Genomic DNA, 18,123 nt, shown 5'->3' on the forward strand with positions numbered 1-18,123 from the left:
AAGCTGTTATTTGTATTTGTTATATGTTTAATAGTATGGTTTTCTAACCACAAAACACCCAAACTCTATGCGAAAGATTGTTTTGGCTTTTGGTGTGTGCCTTGCACTCATTAGTAGTGCATATGCCCAGCACACGGTTACAGGAACAGTTGTTTCCGAGTCCGACGGTCAACCCATACCCGGGTTAACGGTCGTTGAGAAAGGAGTAAACAACGGTACCATTACGGATGCCGATGGTAATTACTCCATTACTGTACAATCGGGAGATGCTACTTTGGTGTTTTCATTTGTTAGTATGGAAACCCAGGAAATTCCCGTGAATGGTCGTTCGACCATTGATGTTACAATGAAATCCAAGGATGTGGCAGTTGATGAAGTTGTTGTCACAGCGCTTGGTGTTACCCGCGAAAAGAAATCGCTGGGGTATGCAGTTAGCGAAGTCAAAGGTGACGAAGTGTCGACCGTGAAGGATGCTAACCCGATAAACTCACTGTCAGGTCGTGTAGCCGGTGTAACCATTACACAAGGCTCCTTCGGACCGGGTAGTAGTTCCCGGGTGATCATTCGTGGTAACAACTCGCTAACCGGTAATAACCAGCCGCTTTATGTGGTTGATGGTGTGCCGATGGATAACTCAGGTTTCGGTTCGGCTAACGAAGCGAACACCGGAGAATATTCCAAATCGGACTATGGTAGTGGTATCGGTGACATCAACCCCGATGACATTGCTTCGATTTCGGTGTTGAAAGGTCCTAACGCCGCCGCACTTTATGGTTCGCGTGCAGCTAATGGCGTTATCATGATTACCACCAAGAAAGGATCTTCCCGGAAAGGTATTGGCGTAAGTATTACATCAAACACCACTTTCGAGAACCCGATGTTGCTTCCTGATTATCAGAATCAGTATGGGCAGGGAACACAGGGAGCGATTCCTTCTACTGTCGATCTGTTGAAGCAGAGTGGTGGTTCATGGGGACCCAGAATGGATGGTTCCAGCCAATTGTATTATACCGGCGAGAATCGTCCGTATAGTCCGCAGCCTGACAATGTGAAGAATTTCTTCGATACCGGTTTTACGACCATCAACACCTTGGCTTTGGATGGAGGAAATGATAAAATTAATATGCGTTTCTCTTATACTAATTCGCAGATTAATTCCATCATTCCCAACTCAAAAATTGAGAGGAATAACTTCAACCTCAGGGCTTTTGCTAAACTAACTGATAAGCTGACGGTAGATGCGAAAGCCACTTATTTCAAGCAGTATGGTAAGAACCGTCCGAATCTGGGGACGGAAGGTATCATGGCTTATCTCGTTAATATTCCCAGAAACGTTGACATTAACGACCTGAAGAATTATCAGGATCCGGTAACCCTGAGTTCGATTGGCCCAACTTCGTTGAATTCGAACCCGTACTGGATGGTTTATCACGATCAGAATAAAGACTGGAAAGATCGTTTCCAGGGATTTGTCAAGATTCAGTATGCGTTCACCGATTGGCTTTCTGCCTACGTTCGCGTGGGTACCGATATGACGATGATGGATATCGAGCGGGTGAACCAGTACGGACATTGGTTCTATTCAACTGGTCAGTTCAGTTATAATGAAAGCCAGACTCAGGAAACCAATGCTGATTTCCTCTTTACGGCAAACAAGGATTTGACGGAAAAAATCAATTTGAATGCTTCGTTCGGTGGAAACGCAATGCACCACACTTATCGTGGCCATAGCGTTAGCGGTTCTCAGTTCCGTATTCCCAGTGGACCTCCATTGTTGAGCGCCAATGTTGTGAATCCTGGTTTCACTCCATTACAAGAGAAGAAAATCAATTCACTATATGGAACTGTTAGTCTGTCGTATGATCGTTGGTTCTATCTTGACGGATCGGCCCGTAATGACTGGTCTTCTACACTTCCTGAATCGAACTGGTCATATTTCTATCCTTCGATTAGTGCTTCGATCCTGTTTAATGATCTGCTGAAGCTGGATAATTCAGCGATGACCTACTCCAAACTGCGTGTCAGTTGGGCACAGGTAGGTAACGATACCGATCCTTACCAGTTGTACGATACCTATTCACTGGCAGGTGTAAACGATTCTTATTTGGGTGAAACGACTATGTCACGAAGTTCGACCAAATTTAACCCGAATCTGAAACCGGAACAGGTAACTTCTCTTGAGTTCGGGGGTGAATTTAGGTTCTTCGATAATCGTTTGCATCTCGATATGTCATATTATGATATTAAATCGAAGAATTTGATCATGCGTGTGCCGATTTCTGCTTCTACTGGTTACAGCACTTTGCTTGAGAATGTCGGAGAGATCGAAAATAAAGGTTTTGAAGCGATGCTGGGGGCAACACCGGTACGCACGCAAAATCTCACCTGGGATGTTTCGGTGAACTTTGCTACCAATAAGAACAAACTGGTTTCATTGATTGCCGGCACTGATAACTATGTGTTCTCTACTACCAATAGTGGAAACATTATCGTTCAAGGAACTGTAGGCGGTGGATTTGGTGATATTTATGGTACAACCTGGGCCAGAACAGATGATGGTCGTATTGAAGTAAATGCTGACGGTTTACCAAAGTCGAGTAGCGACAAGGTTTACCTGGGTAACTATCAGCCCGACTGGACCGGTGGTTTGAGTAATACCCTGACGTATAAAAGCTTCCGGTTGAGTGCATTGGTTGATGCACGTTTCGGTGGTAAAGTATTCTCTGGTGCAGATGCCGGAATGGATGGCGCCGGTACCAGTAAGCGTACTTTGCAATATCGTGACGGCGGTGTAGTTGTCGACGGAGTTCTGAATACTGGTACCGTTGATAACCCGGTTTGGGAAACCAATACCAAGCAAATTACTGCACAACAATATTGGGGTGCCGTTAGTGGTATCGCTTCAGAATATGTTTACGATCAGACCAATGTGCGTTTGCGTGAGCTTTCGCTGGTATGGAATCTGCCAAGTAGTTGGTTGAGCAGTACCGTGGTAAAAAGTGCTTCCCTTGGCGTTGTGGGTCGGAACCTCTTCTTCATTTATAAGAAAGTGGACAACTTCGATCCGGAATCAGCTTATAGTACTTCTTCTTTCTCTCAGGGGATTGTGTACTATCCCTTGCCTACGACCCGGAGTCTCGGTTTCAACCTGAATGTGAAGTTCTAATCGTTAATGACTGAATATTATGAAATTAAATAAATTCCTACTAGCAATTGTTGCTGTATTGGGGTTGACTTACTGTACATCCGATTTTGTGGATATCAACAAAAACCCCAATGCAATACTCGGAGACCAGATCTCTGCCAAGTACTTCATTACCCGTACGCAGGTTGATCTCTTTGCTCCGAATCGATATCCCTACTGGCGGGCACAGTTGATTCATGCCGACCGCTATGCCGGTATGTTCTGTTTTGGATTTTCCGGTTCCTGGTGGTCCGACGGATTAGGTTATACCTATAGTGCCGGTTACACCGATGCCGCATGGGATTATTATGAGGGATACAATAGTACCATCAATACATTCCTGCAGCTGACGCAGCCGGGAGGTGATTTGGAAAACCCATTGACCTATGCTACCGCTCTTATCATGAAGAGTATGTATTATCAGAAATTCACGGATACTTTTGGTGAAGTTCCGTATTCTGAAAGTGGAAACCTGGACATCCTTCAGCCGAAATTTGATACACAGGCTGAAATTTACCAGGGGATTATTAATGACCTGGATGAAGCTATGAGCCTGATTGGTGATGCCACCAAAACCGGTGATGGACAGCTGGATTTAGGCTCCAATGACCTGTTCTATAACGGTGATTTGCAGAAATGGAAGAAACTGGCCAATACGCTGAAGCTGAAAGTGGCGTTGCGCGCGAAGGGTGCTTCAGGTGCGTCGTTTGTCGATCAGGCTATCAACGAGGCTCTCTCTGCTCCGCTGTTGTCTGATGAGTCCGACAATGCGTTATTGCCGAAAGATAACGTTATCAGTCAGTGGAACAGTTCCTGCTATGGTGACGTATGGTACAACTTCGGTACCGGTTCAGACTGGACCGTTAGTCAGCCGCTGATTGATTTGCTGCAGAAGAATGGTGACCCACGTTTGTCTAAATATGCTCAGCCAGCTGCTGGTGGTGATACGCTTACTATCCCTCACCCGGATTCGGATAATGATGCTATGTATCAGAAGCGCAAAGATTTCATCCTCAGTGCGCTGGATGATGCAGGTGCTACCTATACCGAATGGACCAATGGAAATGGCGAAACCGTTATTTCCCTGGAAAAGGATAAGTATTATATTGGCCAACCGGTTCGTTTGAATGGTTTTACCTATGATTATGCCCTTTACCAATTCTTCAGTACGCCGGCTCAATACGTCATTCAGGCGAAGAACGAAGGGAAACCTATCGCTCCGGAAATCGTGCTGACGACAGCTGAATCGTATTTCATGCAGGCACAGGCGGCACTGGATGGATATGGTTCCGGGGATGCTAACACGCTTTATCGTGAAGGTTTGACTCAGGCGATGCTGGTTTGGGGTGTCGATCAAACTGATATTGATACTTTTCTTGCCAACTCACCAATGGCCAACTTAACGGGCACCGGAGACATGCAAAAAGTTGCTGAACAGCGTTGGTTGGCTAACTATACCGAAGGTTTCGAAGCCTGGGCAGTGGTCCGTAAGCTGGGATATCCCGCATCACTTGCAGCAGGTGTGGATGATCCGGATATTTTTGCCATGGGAGACTTGAACGGAGCATATCCGCAGCGTATGCGCTATGGTTCAAGCCCGTACAGTACGAACAACGACAATCTGCAAGCGGCCATTGGTCGCCAGGGTGCCGATGTACAAGCCACGAAGTTGTGGTGGGCGAAATAAACCTAACTTGACCTTTCACTCAGTATCTCAGATACTAGTAGTTTAGATTGCCGGGGGAGCTTCGGCTCCCTCGCTTTAACCATATTAAAAGCGGGACCTTCGGGCCCCGCTTTTTTGGTTGTATCGATATCTTTTTTGTATTAGAAGTCCATTCCGCTTCGGTAGGTGGTTGATTGGTCGAGCGGAACTAATTGACCGGCAAACCGGAGTCGGGCGCTGGTTGTAGCAGCGCTTACTTCCGCATCGGCAAAGTTGTTCCCTTTGCTCAGTCTTACGGTTATATCGGCTGTCAAAGCGTTACCGATAACCGACATCTGATAAGTGATGTTTCCGTTCTTATCTTCTGTCATTTTAATCTGAGTTGGTTTTCCTTTTAGTGTTATTCCACCCAGTCCGTTGGGGCCTGTGTAACCGTTAAATGCCAGCTGCATGTAAGCCGTGTTATTCTCCAGCGAAACGAAGTTGGTTTGATCGCTAACATTGATCAAACGACCCCATTTGGTGTAAAGACGATTGGCCTCCAGTACCCAGTCGCCGTTTTCGAGCGCCTGTTTGGCTTGTTCGAATTGAGCCATATCAGCTGCTGTCCGTTGTTTTTTCTTCATTGCTCTTTTCTCCTGGCGCGTCATCATCGGGTCGGAGTTTTGTGCATATACCTGTGTGATGGTACCTAGTCCAAGCAGGACTCCCATCAGCATAATGAGTAATTTTGTTTTCATGACGTTAAATTTTTATGTTATATAATTCGTTTGTTCTTTTTCGTTTTGTCACATTCATATTTACTATCGCAAAACCCAGACCACGATTTGTTTCTTCTTTTTAGAAAGAATCGTAAAATCTCGAAATGCAACATTTGTTTGACCAGTGTTTTCAGGGATCTTTGCCTGTTGGTGTTCCGGACATGTTGTGTATATGGTTAATAATTTTTAACCATCGGGTTTATCCGATTAGCACTTTTTATTAATTACTGCCCGAAGAAATGTCGGATTTTGTGGGGTGTTTTTGAGATGAAGGTTAGTCTTGGGAGCTTTAATGATTTTAGGTTGGGAGTATATCAGGTTTTGCAAAATAAAAGCGGGGTTACTGGCCTCGCTTTCATTCGTGTTGTGTTTTAAATATTAGAAATCCATTCCACTTCGGTAAACGGATGAATCGCTTGCGGGTACCAGTTGTCCGGCAAATTGCAAGCGTGCGCCGCTGGTTATCGCGTTCACTTCGGCACTGGCGTAATTGTCCCCATTTCCTAAACGAACAATAATGTCGGCGGTCAATGCATTGCCAATTACGGACATTTGGTAGTATACGTTGCCATTTTTATCGGTACTCATTTTGATTTGGGTAGGCTTGCCTTTTAGTGTGATTCCTCCCATTCCGTTGGGGCCATTGTGTCCGGCAAAAGCCAATTGCATATAAGCTGTACCATTTTGCAACTCGACAAAATTGGTGTTGCTGTCAACCGGTATGGTATTTCCCCATTTGGTGATGAGCCGGTTGGCTTCCAGAACCCAATTACCGTCTTTTAGGGCAGCTTTAGCGTTTTGGAACATAAATTGGTCGGCGGCCATTCTTTCTTTCTTCCGTAGTTCTCTTTTTGCTTTTCGCGACAGGTTCTTTTCAACGTTTGTATGCGTGTCCTGTGCATAGCTTCGTGTCATGACTCCAAATCCGAGCATGATACTCATCATCATAATAATTGCTTTTGTTTTCATGACGTTAATTTTTTATGTTAGACAATACTTTGTTGTTTTTCCAATTCTTTGTTCTTAAGTGCTTTTGGTCTAATACAAAACTTAAACCACGAATCGTTCCTGCCTTTGGCTGATTCGCTGAGTTTTTTAGAGTTTTTAATGATTAATGTATTGTTGTATAGTATGTTATATGCTAGTTTGGTAGCTGGGTGTGCCCCTAAGCGGATTAATGAATTTTAACCGTTTCCTAATTTTTGTATCGGATTTTTTTAACGTTCTTTAGCCAACTGGAAAATTTGTCACGACTTCGTAATCTGTGAATTGACTATTCCGGTAATCGGATTAAAATGAAATATATGAAGATGGGTAATCGATTTCTGTTGATTTTGTTTTTGATGATGATGCTGGGGAATGTCAGCGCAGCTAGTAAGTTTCACACGCAGAATGATGGCGTTGCCGGAATAACTGATGGAAAAATCAGGATGCCGGAGACGGAGAACGCGAAATTTGCATTAACCAAGCAAAACGATATTTACGAATACTGGCAGCAAAAAATGGAGACCGATAGTCTTCAGCAGAACCAGGGTAGAAGCTGTCCTGTTTTTCTCCGGAAAGCCATTCTGCCAACCGGATTGATAGCGGCTGGACTTGTTACCATGGCAGTTCCAAAGCAAACGGTACTCAGCAAGTACCGTATTCATGATACAATGCATGGCTGGAATCCCAATTTTCATACAACGGCCGACAATTATCTGCAATATGCACCGGCTGTCATAACGCTGGGCCTCAGTGCTGCTGGTTTAAAAGGCCGTAATGATCTGCTCAACCAGAGCTTGATTCTGGCCAAGTCGGAATTGTTGATGTCGGTAGTGGTCCAGGGAATCAAAAGAACTTCCAAGGTGGAACGTCCTTATGGTCCGGTATACACGTCGTTTCCTTCCGGACATACGGCACAGGCATTCCTGTCGGCCACTTTTCTTGCCAAAGAATACGGGCACATTTCTCCCTGGATTAGCGTGGGGGCATACACAACTGCTACAGGGGTTGGCGTATTGCGCATGATGAATAACAAGCACTGGATTTCCGACGTGCTGGCCGGCGCCGGAATCGGAATTCTTTCTGTCGAATTCGTTTACCTGACACATCAGCACCGCTGGGGAAGGAAAAACAATCTGGTCTTTGCTCCGGCGCTGTATCACAAAGGTGGCGGTGTGTCGCTGGCGATGACCTTCTAAGTAATTTCTCACATATGTTTTAATACACTATTTGTTTGTCGACTTGATTTTCTGAAGTCGGGGAGGGAATGGTAGGCCATTCAGCGGTTTGGGCCATGACCTGTCATACTTCGAAAACAGAGCGGGTTCACTTAATGAGAGAGAGTCTTCATCGGTGAGCTTCTGGGAATAATGCTCTGCCTACACCTACACATTCAGATTACCTAACCGGGAAGTGTAATAGCATGATTGCGAATTAAATCGGTTAAAAATCTGATAATGAAAACAAAAAGGGTGGTGGCCATTACTATGGTCATTTTCGTTCTGACTATTTCCAAAGGATTTAGTCAACTTACTGTTAGCGTTGGGTACGGTTTACAGGCTCCCGGCCGGCAGGATTTGAAATTCAGGTATTATGAAAATGGGGTCCTGGTTAAAAATCTGCTAACATCAAAAGCCATTTCGTCCTGGTCGCCGGTTAATAGCCTGGATTTGACCTACTGGCACAAAAAGATCGGTTTTGCACTTAGCTATGTCTATTGGAAAAATGATGGCAAAGGCATTACATTCCAGACAACGGAAGTTCCCCCGTTTAAACACATGGAGCAGTCGAGAAATCTGTATTTACTCGATTTTCTGCACAAAACAGGGATTCCTTTTATCCAAAAAGCAAGTGACAATACTGAGCGGTTATATGGCTACTGGGGAGTTGGCGTTGGAGTCGGTGTTACGGAAACGACACCGGGGCTGGAAAAAAGCATTAAACCTGCCATGCAGCTCCTTTACGGGGTCAATTATCAAATCCGGAAGCGGTGGAGTCTTTTTGCCGAAACCCGGTATCTGCTGGCCCACGATGCCGACAATGCACCTCCATCAACTTTTACCGGTTGGAAAGTAGACACTTCGGGACATCCCTTCCCATTACGCCCCCATCCGCATTTGGATACCCGGTTTTATGACCTCCAGGTTGGGTTAAGGTTCCGTTTATAACAGCAATGTATCACTATCGTCAAGTTTTTTTTCACAGTCACTTACAATGAAGAAGATTCAACTCATTCTATTGTTTCTGCTCGTGATGGGAAGCAGTGCTTTAGCTCAGTCGCCCCAAATGGCAGAGGATACCGTAGCGTTTAAACCGCACGGTAAAGTTTTTGCGCAGGTTTTCAGCAATTTTACCTATACCCTGACCAACTACAAATGGCAGCCAGCGTTTGAAATTTCCCGGGCTTATCTGGGATATGAATATGCTTTCAGTCAGAAATTCTTCGGAAAAATCAACTTCGATGTTGATAACCCGGGTGTAGGAAGTTTACAAATGACCGCCTACCTGAAAAATGCTTATCTGCGATATGCCGATAAAAATTTTCGGGTTGCTTTCGGATTGATTCCAACGTATCAGTTCCGTTTACAGGAAGCTTTTTGGGGGCACCGCTATATTCTCAAATCATTTCTGGAGCAGTATGCATTGGGTGCCAGTGCCGACCTTGGGGCTTCGTTTCAGTGGCAGGCTCTTCCTAAAGTAAGTCTTGATTTCTCAGTTTTGAACGGTGAAGGCTACAGGCACTTGCAAGCCGACAGTACCCTGATGTACACTGCCGGAGTAACCTACCATCCTATTAACTGGCTGTATGCTCGGTTTTACTTCGACTACATGAAAAAAATAGAAGCGCAAATGACCTATGCAGCATTTGTAGGCTACCGTGGAAAGAATTTTACGGCCGGATTCGAATACAATAATCAGCAGGAGCACGGCAATGTTCCGGACCATGACTTGTCGGGAATTTCGCTCTACGGTACCCTGAAAATGAAAAATAACTCAGATGTTTTTTTTCGTTACGACAAGCTCATGTCGAAACATATTGGCGGGGTACCGGATGGCTGGCATGTGATTGAGGACGGAAGGCTTTACACAGCCGGTATCGAATATCAGCCGGTGAAAGGGGTGAGGATTTCGCCCAACATGAGTGGTTGGTATCCGGTGCATGACACGCATCACATTGTCACCCGCTTTAATTTGAATGTCGAATTCAAATTCTGAACGGGATTCAAACGATGTAGGCATTGAAGAAATATTACCCGGACAAAGGTTGTTTTCCCGGACAGCCTTTTTTATGGAAAATTGGGCAACTAAAAATCGAAATCCCGGTCAACTTCAAAATTTCTTTAGAATTGAAAATTACGTTTGAGTCGTAATCAAAATTCAGGAAATTATGAAAACGACTTTTGTATTGCTCGCCTTTTTAGGGATGAGTCTTTGTGCGCATGCACAAAAAGCGGTGTTGCCGAATGCCGTTGCCGATGCTTTCTCGCAGAAATTCCCCAATGCACAAAAAGTACGCTGGAATCAGGAAGAAGCCGATGAATGGGAAGCTGAATTCTATCTGAACGGAACCGAAACCTCCGCTTCATTCAATCCTGCCGGTGCCTGGCTGGAAACCGAAACCGAAATCAGCAGGCGTTCGCTTCCGGCAGCGGTGAAAAATACGTTGGACAGTCAGTTTGCCGGCTATAAAACAGGAGAGGTCGCCATCATCGATTCGCCCGCTTTTTCCGGGTACGAAATTGAGCTCAGGAAGAAAGAGCAGGCCCTGGAAGTACAGGTGACCAAAGAAGGTGTGCTGAAACATAAGCGAATGCTGAAAGACGGAGAGGATAACGATTAATCCACGGCGCATTATTTCCTGTTGAAACGAACTTGCTTTTCCTGTACAAGTCGCTAACGAAACCGGATAACCCAAACCTAAAGCGATGCCTGTGTTGACGTAACGATCGATCGATGAAACAGACAATGAATTGGAAAAAGGCCCTTCCGGTTTCGGTGGTGGTCTTTATGCTCACCATTTCGGCCGGTTATGGCCAATTGAGCATCAGTATGGGATATGGACTGCAAATTCCCGGTAGGCAGGATCTAAAATTCAGGTATTACGAAAATGGAGTTCTGATGAAAAATCTGAAGACATCGAAGGCCATATCCTCGTGGTCTCCGGTGTCGAACCTCAGCGTAACCTATTGGCACCACAACATCGGATTTGATGTTAGCTATCTGAAATGGGAAAACAAGAGCCGCGGCGTTCGTTTTCTCACCAACGAAATTCCACCGTTTACCAGGATGGAGCAGGCGCGGAAATTGTTCCTGCTGAGTTTTCTTTCCAAAACCGGAAATCCTTTTCGCAAAAAAGGAGCGGACGACGACGGTAGTTATGGTTACTGGGGCGCGGGAATTGGCGCCGGTGTAACTGAAACAAATCCCGGTATGTTCCGCAGTGTGAAACTGGCCATGCAGCTGCTGTACGGCGTCTCCTTTAAGCTGACTTCCCACGTCCGCTTTTTTACCGAGGCCAAATACCTGCTGGCTCACGATGCCGACAACGCTCCGCCATCCACCTTTACCGGATGGAAAGTGGACACGTCGGGGCACCCGTTCCCGCTTCGCCCGCATCCGCACCTCGATACCCGGTTTTATAATCTGCAGTTCGGACTTCGCTTCCGGTTATGATCTCCCCTTTACTTATCACAGAATAGTTCACGATGAAAATAATCCGATTTAGCCTGCTTGTGTTGCTTTTGGCCGGTAGCAAAATGGTTATGGCGCAACCAGCCAAGCAGGACGATTTTCGACCGCACGGAAAGGCCGTCGTGCAGGTCTTCAGCAATTTTACCTATCGGCTGAGTAACTTCAGAGGCAAGCCATTGTTCGACATCTCGCGGGCTTACCTGGGATACGAATATGCCTTCAGCCAGCGGTTCTCGGGCAAGGTGATTTTCGACGCGGGCAGCCCCGATACGAGTGGTATCAAGTTGAATGCCGTATTGAAGAACGCTTACCTGCAGTACCACAACAATAACCTGAAGTTCCGGTTGGGCGTTATCCCGACCAGCCAGTTTCGGTTGCAGGAACAATTCTGGGGACACCGCTATGTGGCGCGCACCTTTATGGATGCATATCACTTTGGCCCGGAAGCCGACCTGGGGGCTTCACTTGCGTGGAAATGGTCGCCCTATGTTCAGTTCGATGCGTCGGTGCTGAATGGCGATGGCTACCAAAAGCTGCAGCAGGACAGCGCCCTGATGTATACCGCCGGGCTGACCATTCAACCGGTGAAGAAACTGTATGCCCGCTTCTACTTCGACTACATGAAGAAAGGGGTCTCTCAGAATACCTACTCCGCATTTTTGGGCTATGCCGGTTCGAAAGTAACCGCCGGCCTGGAGTATAATTACCAGTTGGCGCATGCCAATGTGAACGACCAGGACCGTTCGGGGATTTCGTTCTATGCCACCATGCAACTGAAAAAACATTCCAACCTCTTTGTACGCTACGATAAGCTCTGGTCGAAACGAAACGATGGTGCGCTGGATGGATGGGATGTGCTGACGGACGGACGGCTCTATCTGGCCGGGATTGAATTTCACCCGGCAAAGGGTATCACCATTTCGCCGAATATGAGCGGCTGGTATCCGGTTCACGATACCCATCACATTGTTAGCCGGTTCAACCTGAGTGTGCAATTTAAATTCTGATGTGGCAACCAATCGTCGCGAATAAGCGTACTAATTACTTATCATCCATAAATCCATTTAAAATGATGAATCGAATTGTGTTATTTTTTCTTCTGAGCATGTTCATTGGTCAGGCACAGGCTTCCAATGATTTCAGGAAGGCATTAGGTGATGATGATCAAACCGGAAGCCAGTTGACCTACGACTTCCATTTGCATACGGCACAATACACGGATGTGGCCCGCTACTGGCAGGCCCGTCATGCCCAGGATAGCCTGCAGACGGCTACCCGAACCAAAGCGCACTACTTTCTGAAGAAAGCCATTCTTCCTACCGGCCTGATAGCTGCCGGACTGGTGACCATGGCGGTTCCCCGGCAAACGGTGCTCAGCAAGTACCGCATTCATGACACCATGCATGGCTGGAACCCGACATTTCACACCTCGGCCGACAACTACCTGCAGTTTGCTCCGGCTGTTGTGACGTTGGGACTGGGAGCGATGGGCGTAAAAGGACGCAACGATTTTCTGAACCAAAGCCTGCTTTTTACCAAAGCCGAACTGCTGATGTCGGTGGTGGTGTATGGCATTAAGCATGCTACGCGGGTGGAGCGGCCCTATGGCGGCGTGTTCACCTCGTTTCCGTCGGGGCATACGGCGCAGGCGTTCCTGTCGGCTACCTTCCTGGCCAAGGAGTACGGGCATATTTCGCCCTGGATTAGTGTGGCCGGGTATGCAACGGCTACGGGTGTGGGCGTGTTGCGTATGATGAATAACAAACACTGGATTTCGGATGTGCTGGCCGGCGCCGGCGTGGGAATTCTCTCGGTGGAGTTCGTTTACCTGACGCATCAACACCGCTGGGGAAAGAAGCGGAACCTGGTGTTCGCCCCAACTTTGTATCAAAAAGGCGGTGGCGTGTCGATGGCGATGACGTTTTAGCGGCGTATACTTCGGCAAGATTGGATTTGCCCTGCGGCACAAAAAACGCCGGCGTTCTCTGCTGCCCCGGCTCCGGGCGATGAAAAACCGCCGGCGTTCTCCGTTGCCCTGGCTCCCGGGGACGAAAAATCGTCGGCGTTCTCTGTTGCCCTGGCTCCCGGGGATGAAAAATCGTCGGCGTTCTCTGTTGCCCTGGCTCCCGGGGACGGAAAACCGCCGGTGTTCTCTCATGCCCTGGCTTGAGGGGAAGGAAAAATCACGCGACATTTTGTTGCCGCAGCTCCGTGGGAGCGGCTATTGTTTAAAACAGAAGAAGCCGGGGATGATTCCTGTTTTCAGTGTGTCGACAGGAACTCCTTTTGCGGTTAACCGGTACACCAGTCCGCGCTGCAGGTAGTCGATGGCATCGCTCACATAAATATCTGAGTTATCCGGATCGACCCCGAGACTGTAGTAGATGGTCCCGGGGTTTTTTAATACCGGCGCTGCCGGAAGTTGCGATGCGGTGATGGGCATTTGCCACACATCGTTGTTGATGAAGCAGAGCGTGTCGCGCGCAGCGTTGATGGTCAAATCGGAAGCAATATTGTCGGAGTTAAGTGCGAACGACTTCTCAATCTGCCCGGTTTCCGGATTCACCTGCTGCAGTTCGGCCTGGCCGCCCGATGTGGTTCCGCCCAAGCTGCCGTCGCACAGTACCCAAAGCTGGTTGTTCTTATCTTTCACCATGCTTTTGGGCTGCGTGCCTACCTTTATTTCCCCGGTAACGGAATCATTCTCCGTATCGATTTTCAGGAGAGTATGGTCCGCCGACCAACAGGTGACATACAGTGTGCGGCCAATTTGCACCATCTGTTCGGTCGATGCATGGCCGGGTGTCGGAATGTTTCCGGTGATTTGAAAGGTAATCGGGTTGAAGATGGTGATGGCCGATGCATACAGGTCGGTTACATAGGCCTTTTGTTTGCTCACGAAATGGATGTACCGCGGCGAGGTGAGCCCGGTGATCTTCCCGGAATATTTTCCCGTTTCGGTATTGATGACATAAATTTTCCCCGAGTTATTAATGGCAATGTATCCAAGCGAATCGAGGATGCTCATCGATTGGCCCACATCGCCCAGGGGAAGACCGTTGGTGGAGTAAAACAGGTTGTTGGTGGTTTGGGCGGTGGCTTTATCGTAAAAGGAGAGGGTGGCGTTGCCCGACATGAAGTTTCCTTCGTTTACAATGAATACGCCTGCATTGGAGAGCAGCTGGTCAGATGGTCCCTGCCGGTGGGCGTCTATCCAGGCATTGTCGTTCATGCATCCCGTCAGGAACACACTTAACAGGAAAAAGACAGCTGATATGTGGAGAATGCTTTGCTTCATTTCTCGCTTTTTAAAAGTCAAACCGGACCAACAGTGAATAATTCCGTCGCGGCATGGGGCGTTGCAACACGGTCCGGTACTCCTCGTTGAAGAGGTTGAAAATTTTGAATTCCACCCCTAACCGGTACGTCTTCCAGTTCCAGTCTTTGCCGGCAAACAGGTCGTTCATAAAATAGGGGTAGAGGTAATCGAGCGACGTGGTTTTCTCGTTGCTGGTAGTGGTATACCGCTCGCTGTAATAGTTCCACTGGTAAGTAAGATGGTATCCTTGCCGGGAAAGATTGGCCGACAGGTTGGCTGAGTGTTTCGGAATAAAAGGCAGCTGCTTGCCGATGGATTGGTCGGCCCAGTTCACCGGGTTGTCGCGATTGATGGAGCGGGTGTAAGCATAGTTCCCGTTAAGGTGCCAGTGCCACGGTCCTTCGTTGCCTTCCAGCGAAAGCTGGTACTCCAAGCCGCTGGCGTCGACCTTCTTCATGTTCGAAGGCTCCCAGTAACCTTTGTTGGTGGGCAACCAGATAATCCAGTTGTCGATTTTGGACGTGTAGGCCGAAAGGGTGGTGTAGAGGTGCAGATGCGTGTAACTCTTCTCCCAGGTCAGGCCCAAATCGCCGGTATAACCTTCTTCCGGCTTCAGATCGGGATTTCCTCCCGGGATGTAGTACAAATCGTTCAGTGAGGGCTGGTGGTAATTGCGCGCCACATTGCCTTTCAGGTAGAGGTTCCCCTTAGCCGACAGCTTGTATTCCAGTCCCAGCAACGGCATGATGGGCGCTGCCTGGCTGTCGTAAAAATCCTGTCTTATCAGGAAGGTGGAGGTGAACCGTTTTCCGAATTTCTTACTCACTTGCAGGTGGACCGAGCTTTCGAGCCGTGTTTTATGGTAACCATAGTTGTTGGCCAGCGGGGCATAATTTTGAGAACTTACCTGGTACCGGTCGGCATCGATTCCGGCTGTGGCCGAAAAATCCTGATTTTCCCGGTAGGTGAACAAGGCTTTGTTGAACCAGCTTTTGGCATTCGACCACGAATCGACGACAACCTGCCCGGATGTGCCGTTGACGTTGGCCCTGAGCCAGTAGTTCATCTTGTCAAAGTTCAACCCGCTGCTGACCTTCAGGGTGGTTTTGTCGCTGTAGTGGTTCCATTCGGCCACCGCCCGGTGAATCTGGTCGGTTTGCCTGTTGACGCCGCCATCGCCCGATGTTTCGTTGGTCATCAGCTGCGGTATGCTGCGCGAATTGTGTTGGTACCAGTAGTGGCCCGAAATTACGTCCTTGTCGTTGGGGCGGAAATAGATTTCCTGCAGTATGCCGTAATTGCGGTAATCGGCGTTTTTGTTGCGCTGCTTCGGGTAAATGTATTCCCCGGTTTTGGGATCGATGGTGGCGATGAACTTATTCCGGTAGGTAAAATCGTTGGCCGACTGACTGAGAAAGGCTTTGGTTTTGGATTGGATTTTCCGGTTTCCGGCTTTTACCTGGAAGAATTCGTCGTACGATTGGTAGCTGCCAACACCTGAGAGGACACTTCCGGAGAAGTGATTGCTCCAGTCGACATCGCTTTGCAGGTTGATGGTGCCACCCAGTGCCCCGCTTTTTTCGGTGAGCGAACCGGAACCGTGCAGAATACTGACTTTGTCGATGAAGTAAACCGGGATGGTGGAGAAATCGACCATCCCCAGCATGGGCGAGTTCAGACTGATACCGTTCCATTCCACCTGTGTGTGCGATGGTGCGGTTCCCCGGAAGGAAGCTGTTGCCAGCGCTCCCCGCCCGTAGGTTTTGATGAAAATGGGCGTGTTTTCGGAGATGAGTTCCGAAAGAGTGGCATTCAGTGCTTTGATCATGGCAATCGAATCGACGTCTGAGCGGATCAGGCCGGCCTCTTCCTTTTTCTGCAGGTGCTTGCTCACCACCCTGACCTCTTTTATTTTCAGGGTGTCGGAGAGTGATTGTGCCCGCAGCTCCTGACAAAAAGGAATGAGTAGCAGCAATAACAACGGCAGGCGCTTCATAAAACCGATGCAAAAACGGGGTGCCTGTATGTCGGGCTCCGGCTTAGTTGGCATTGTTCAGCATATTCAGGTCGACAGCGCCGCTCACTTCGGTGGATACTTCGTTCAGCCAACCGGCAATCTGAAAGACACTGCTCTGCACTTTGATGAAATCGATGCCATCGATATTGGCCGGCGAGCCATCTGCATTCACCGCGTCGGAAATGTCGAACCGGTTTGCTTTTAGGTTGGTGTCGTAATCCTGGTTGTTGTAGGTTTCGGCATAGCCCCAGGTAAACAAACCGTTGCGCAGCGCCCAGCTTTCGGTGCTGCTGTCGGTACTGGTATTCACGTATGCATCAGGAAGGCGTTCGCCATCAAACGCGATCTCAGTTTTATCGCCGTAACCGGACCACCACCAACTATCGGCGCCGAAGTTAGGAATCAGTTCACCGCTGTTACCCTGGTTGTCTTTCCAGGTTACATTGCCTCCGTTGGCCGGTTTGTAATAGGTCACTTCGTAGTTGTGAATTGTTTCTGTGTTGTTGTATTCGCTGCCTTTCAGCTGCAGCCATGGGCCATCGTCGGGTTTGCCGTTTCCATTGGTATCCTTCATTACGTAAACTACTCCCGGCTCGGAAGACGCTCCTGGTTGAGCATAAACGGCAAAGTCATACCCATCGCGGTTTTTCACTGTGTGGTCGAAACCCGCAATGATGTATCCACCCCAGCCGCCCAGGTGCACGAAGCTTTTTCCATCGGCCCAGGGAACACCAATGAAGTTGTTACTTTCGCCGGTTGTGACAATGGATGCATGCTGGCCGGGACCATATTGATAATCGAAAACTTTGGTGATGTATGGTGACGATGTTACCGTAACCTTGAATTGAGTGGAAGCGTGCCCATCAGTTGTACTAACGGTTAATCCAATTTGATAGGCGCCTGGAACTTCAGAAAGAAAGTTGTAAGTCTGTTGCTGAGATACCTCTTGTCCGTTATTTGTCCAGCTGTACGTAGCTCCGTCGGCATTACTGGCCTGTGCCACCAGCGAAAGTTGTGTTCCGGCTGTAACTTCGTATCCCTGACTTGGGATGTCCATGGTAATTTCCGGCAGAAGAGGAGATTCGGTTTTGCTGCAGGAGACCAGGAAAAAAAGTCCTGCAAGCAGCATGTAGCTTAAAAGAATTAGTTTTTTCATAAAACTTAAAATCAATTGGTTGATGTTGAGTAATTGATTTTAAGCTAAGGGGAAGAAAAACAAACTTGCGATGGTTGTCTTCACGCTTTTGATCCCGAAAGCTTAAACCAACCTGGCAGGTCTTCTGACTCATTCCGATTTTCGGTTACCTTCCCGTTTCATGAAAACAGTGGTTTTCTAACCGAAAACTTACTATTCTGCAAAAGCAGAATCGGAAATTACAGCAGCGGGTACTGTTCCGGATTCTCACCGGATTCCCTTTTCATCCCCAACAATATGGGAACCAAGTCGACGCAAAATTAGTAAATAATTTAGTGGCAGAAAGTAAAAGTGAGCGTATTATT

At 47.8% G+C, this 18,123-nt stretch carries 14 protein-coding genes and 1 riboswitch; of the genes, 9 read left to right on the plus strand and 5 right to left on the minus strand.

The genetic code is table 11. From position 1 onward, the window contains the following. The first annotated feature begins 67 nt into the window (after positions 1-67). Both GJU87_RS03245 and GJU87_RS03250 read left to right on the plus strand, forming a co-directional pair. On the plus strand, positions 68-3,166 hold the full coding sequence (locus GJU87_RS03245; RefSeq protein WP_153638182.1) for a SusC/RagA family TonB-linked outer membrane protein: 3,099 nt from the start codon (positions 68-70) through the stop codon (positions 3,164-3,166). 19 nt (positions 3,167-3,185) lie between these two features. Next, entirely contained in the window at positions 3,186-4,871 is a 1,686-nt protein-coding gene (locus tag GJU87_RS03250) for a SusD/RagB family nutrient-binding outer membrane lipoprotein (protein WP_153638183.1), read from the plus strand. Positions 4,872-5,011: 140 nt separating this feature from the next. Here GJU87_RS03250 and GJU87_RS03255 read toward each other — a convergent pair whose 3' ends face one another. After that, positions 5,012-5,590, minus strand: coding sequence for a DUF4251 domain-containing protein (locus tag GJU87_RS03255; RefSeq protein ID WP_153638184.1), 579 nt, complete (start codon positions 5,588-5,590; stop codon positions 5,012-5,014). A gap of 399 nt (positions 5,591-5,989) precedes the next feature. After that, positions 5,990-6,580 (minus strand): DUF4251 domain-containing protein, encoded by a 591-nt coding sequence (locus tag GJU87_RS03260; protein ID WP_153638185.1) that lies wholly within the window; start codon positions 6,578-6,580, stop codon positions 5,990-5,992. A gap of 341 nt (positions 6,581-6,921) precedes the next feature. Here GJU87_RS03260 and GJU87_RS03265 point away from each other — a divergent pair, with 341 nt between their 5' ends. The 7 genes from GJU87_RS03265 (at position 6,922) to GJU87_RS03295 (ending at position 13,214) form a co-directional block, all read left to right on the plus strand. Further along, positions 6,922-7,794, plus strand: a complete 873-nt coding sequence (locus GJU87_RS03265) for a phosphatase PAP2 family protein (protein WP_228491844.1) — start codon at positions 6,922-6,924, stop codon at positions 7,792-7,794. A gap of 258 nt (positions 7,795-8,052) precedes the next feature. Further along, positions 8,053-8,763, plus strand: a complete 711-nt coding sequence (locus GJU87_RS03270) for a hypothetical protein (RefSeq protein WP_153638186.1) — start codon at positions 8,053-8,055, stop codon at positions 8,761-8,763. Between the two features lie 46 nt (positions 8,764-8,809). Beyond that, positions 8,810-9,811, plus strand: coding sequence for a hypothetical protein (locus GJU87_RS03275; protein WP_153638187.1), 1,002 nt, complete (start codon positions 8,810-8,812; stop codon positions 9,809-9,811). Between the two features lie 172 nt (positions 9,812-9,983). Next, positions 9,984-10,436 (plus strand): PepSY-like domain-containing protein, encoded by a 453-nt coding sequence (locus GJU87_RS03280; protein ID WP_153638188.1) that lies wholly within the window; start codon positions 9,984-9,986, stop codon positions 10,434-10,436. Positions 10,437-10,549: 113 nt separating this feature from the next. Next, complete coding sequence (locus GJU87_RS03285) at positions 10,550-11,269, plus strand: hypothetical protein (protein ID WP_153638189.1); 720 nt, start codon at positions 10,550-10,552, stop codon at positions 11,267-11,269. Between the two features lie 32 nt (positions 11,270-11,301). Continuing rightward, complete coding sequence (locus tag GJU87_RS03290) at positions 11,302-12,294, plus strand: hypothetical protein (RefSeq protein ID WP_153638190.1); 993 nt, start codon at positions 11,302-11,304, stop codon at positions 12,292-12,294. Positions 12,295-12,356: 62 nt separating this feature from the next. Next, positions 12,357-13,214: a phosphatase PAP2 family protein gene (locus GJU87_RS03295; protein WP_194831427.1), complete on the plus strand. Its 858-nt coding sequence runs from the start codon at positions 12,357-12,359 to the stop codon at positions 13,212-13,214. Between the two features lie 294 nt (positions 13,215-13,508). On the opposite strand, the gene GJU87_RS03300 is transcribed toward GJU87_RS03295, so the two are convergent. The 3 genes from GJU87_RS03300 to GJU87_RS03310 are packed head-to-tail and all read right to left on the minus strand — an operon-like array spanning position 13,509 to position 17,779. After that, complete coding sequence (locus GJU87_RS03300) at positions 13,509-14,585, minus strand: YncE family protein (RefSeq protein ID WP_153638192.1); 1,077 nt, start codon at positions 14,583-14,585, stop codon at positions 13,509-13,511. A 10-nt stretch (positions 14,586-14,595) separates the two neighbouring features. Then, positions 14,596-16,656 carry a TonB-dependent siderophore receptor gene (locus GJU87_RS03305; RefSeq protein WP_153638193.1) on the minus strand — a complete coding sequence of 687 codons (2,061 nt, stop codon included), beginning with the start codon at positions 16,654-16,656 and terminating at the stop codon, positions 14,596-14,598. After that, a complete protein-coding gene (locus GJU87_RS03310) occupies positions 16,646-17,779 on the minus strand; it encodes a PKD-like domain-containing protein (protein WP_153638194.1) in 1,134 nt (377 codons plus the stop codon). The genes GJU87_RS03305 and GJU87_RS03310 overlap by 11 nt, the downstream gene beginning before the upstream one ends. A 96-nt stretch (positions 17,780-17,875) precedes the next feature. Then, a riboswitch (cobalamin riboswitch) is annotated at positions 17,876-18,082 on the minus strand. Positions 18,083-18,123 lie beyond the last annotated feature (41 nt).

Origin of the sequence: Prolixibacter sp. NT017 (assembly GCF_009617875.1) — a bacterium.
Classification (GTDB): Bacteria; Bacteroidota; Bacteroidia; order Bacteroidales; family Prolixibacteraceae; genus Prolixibacter.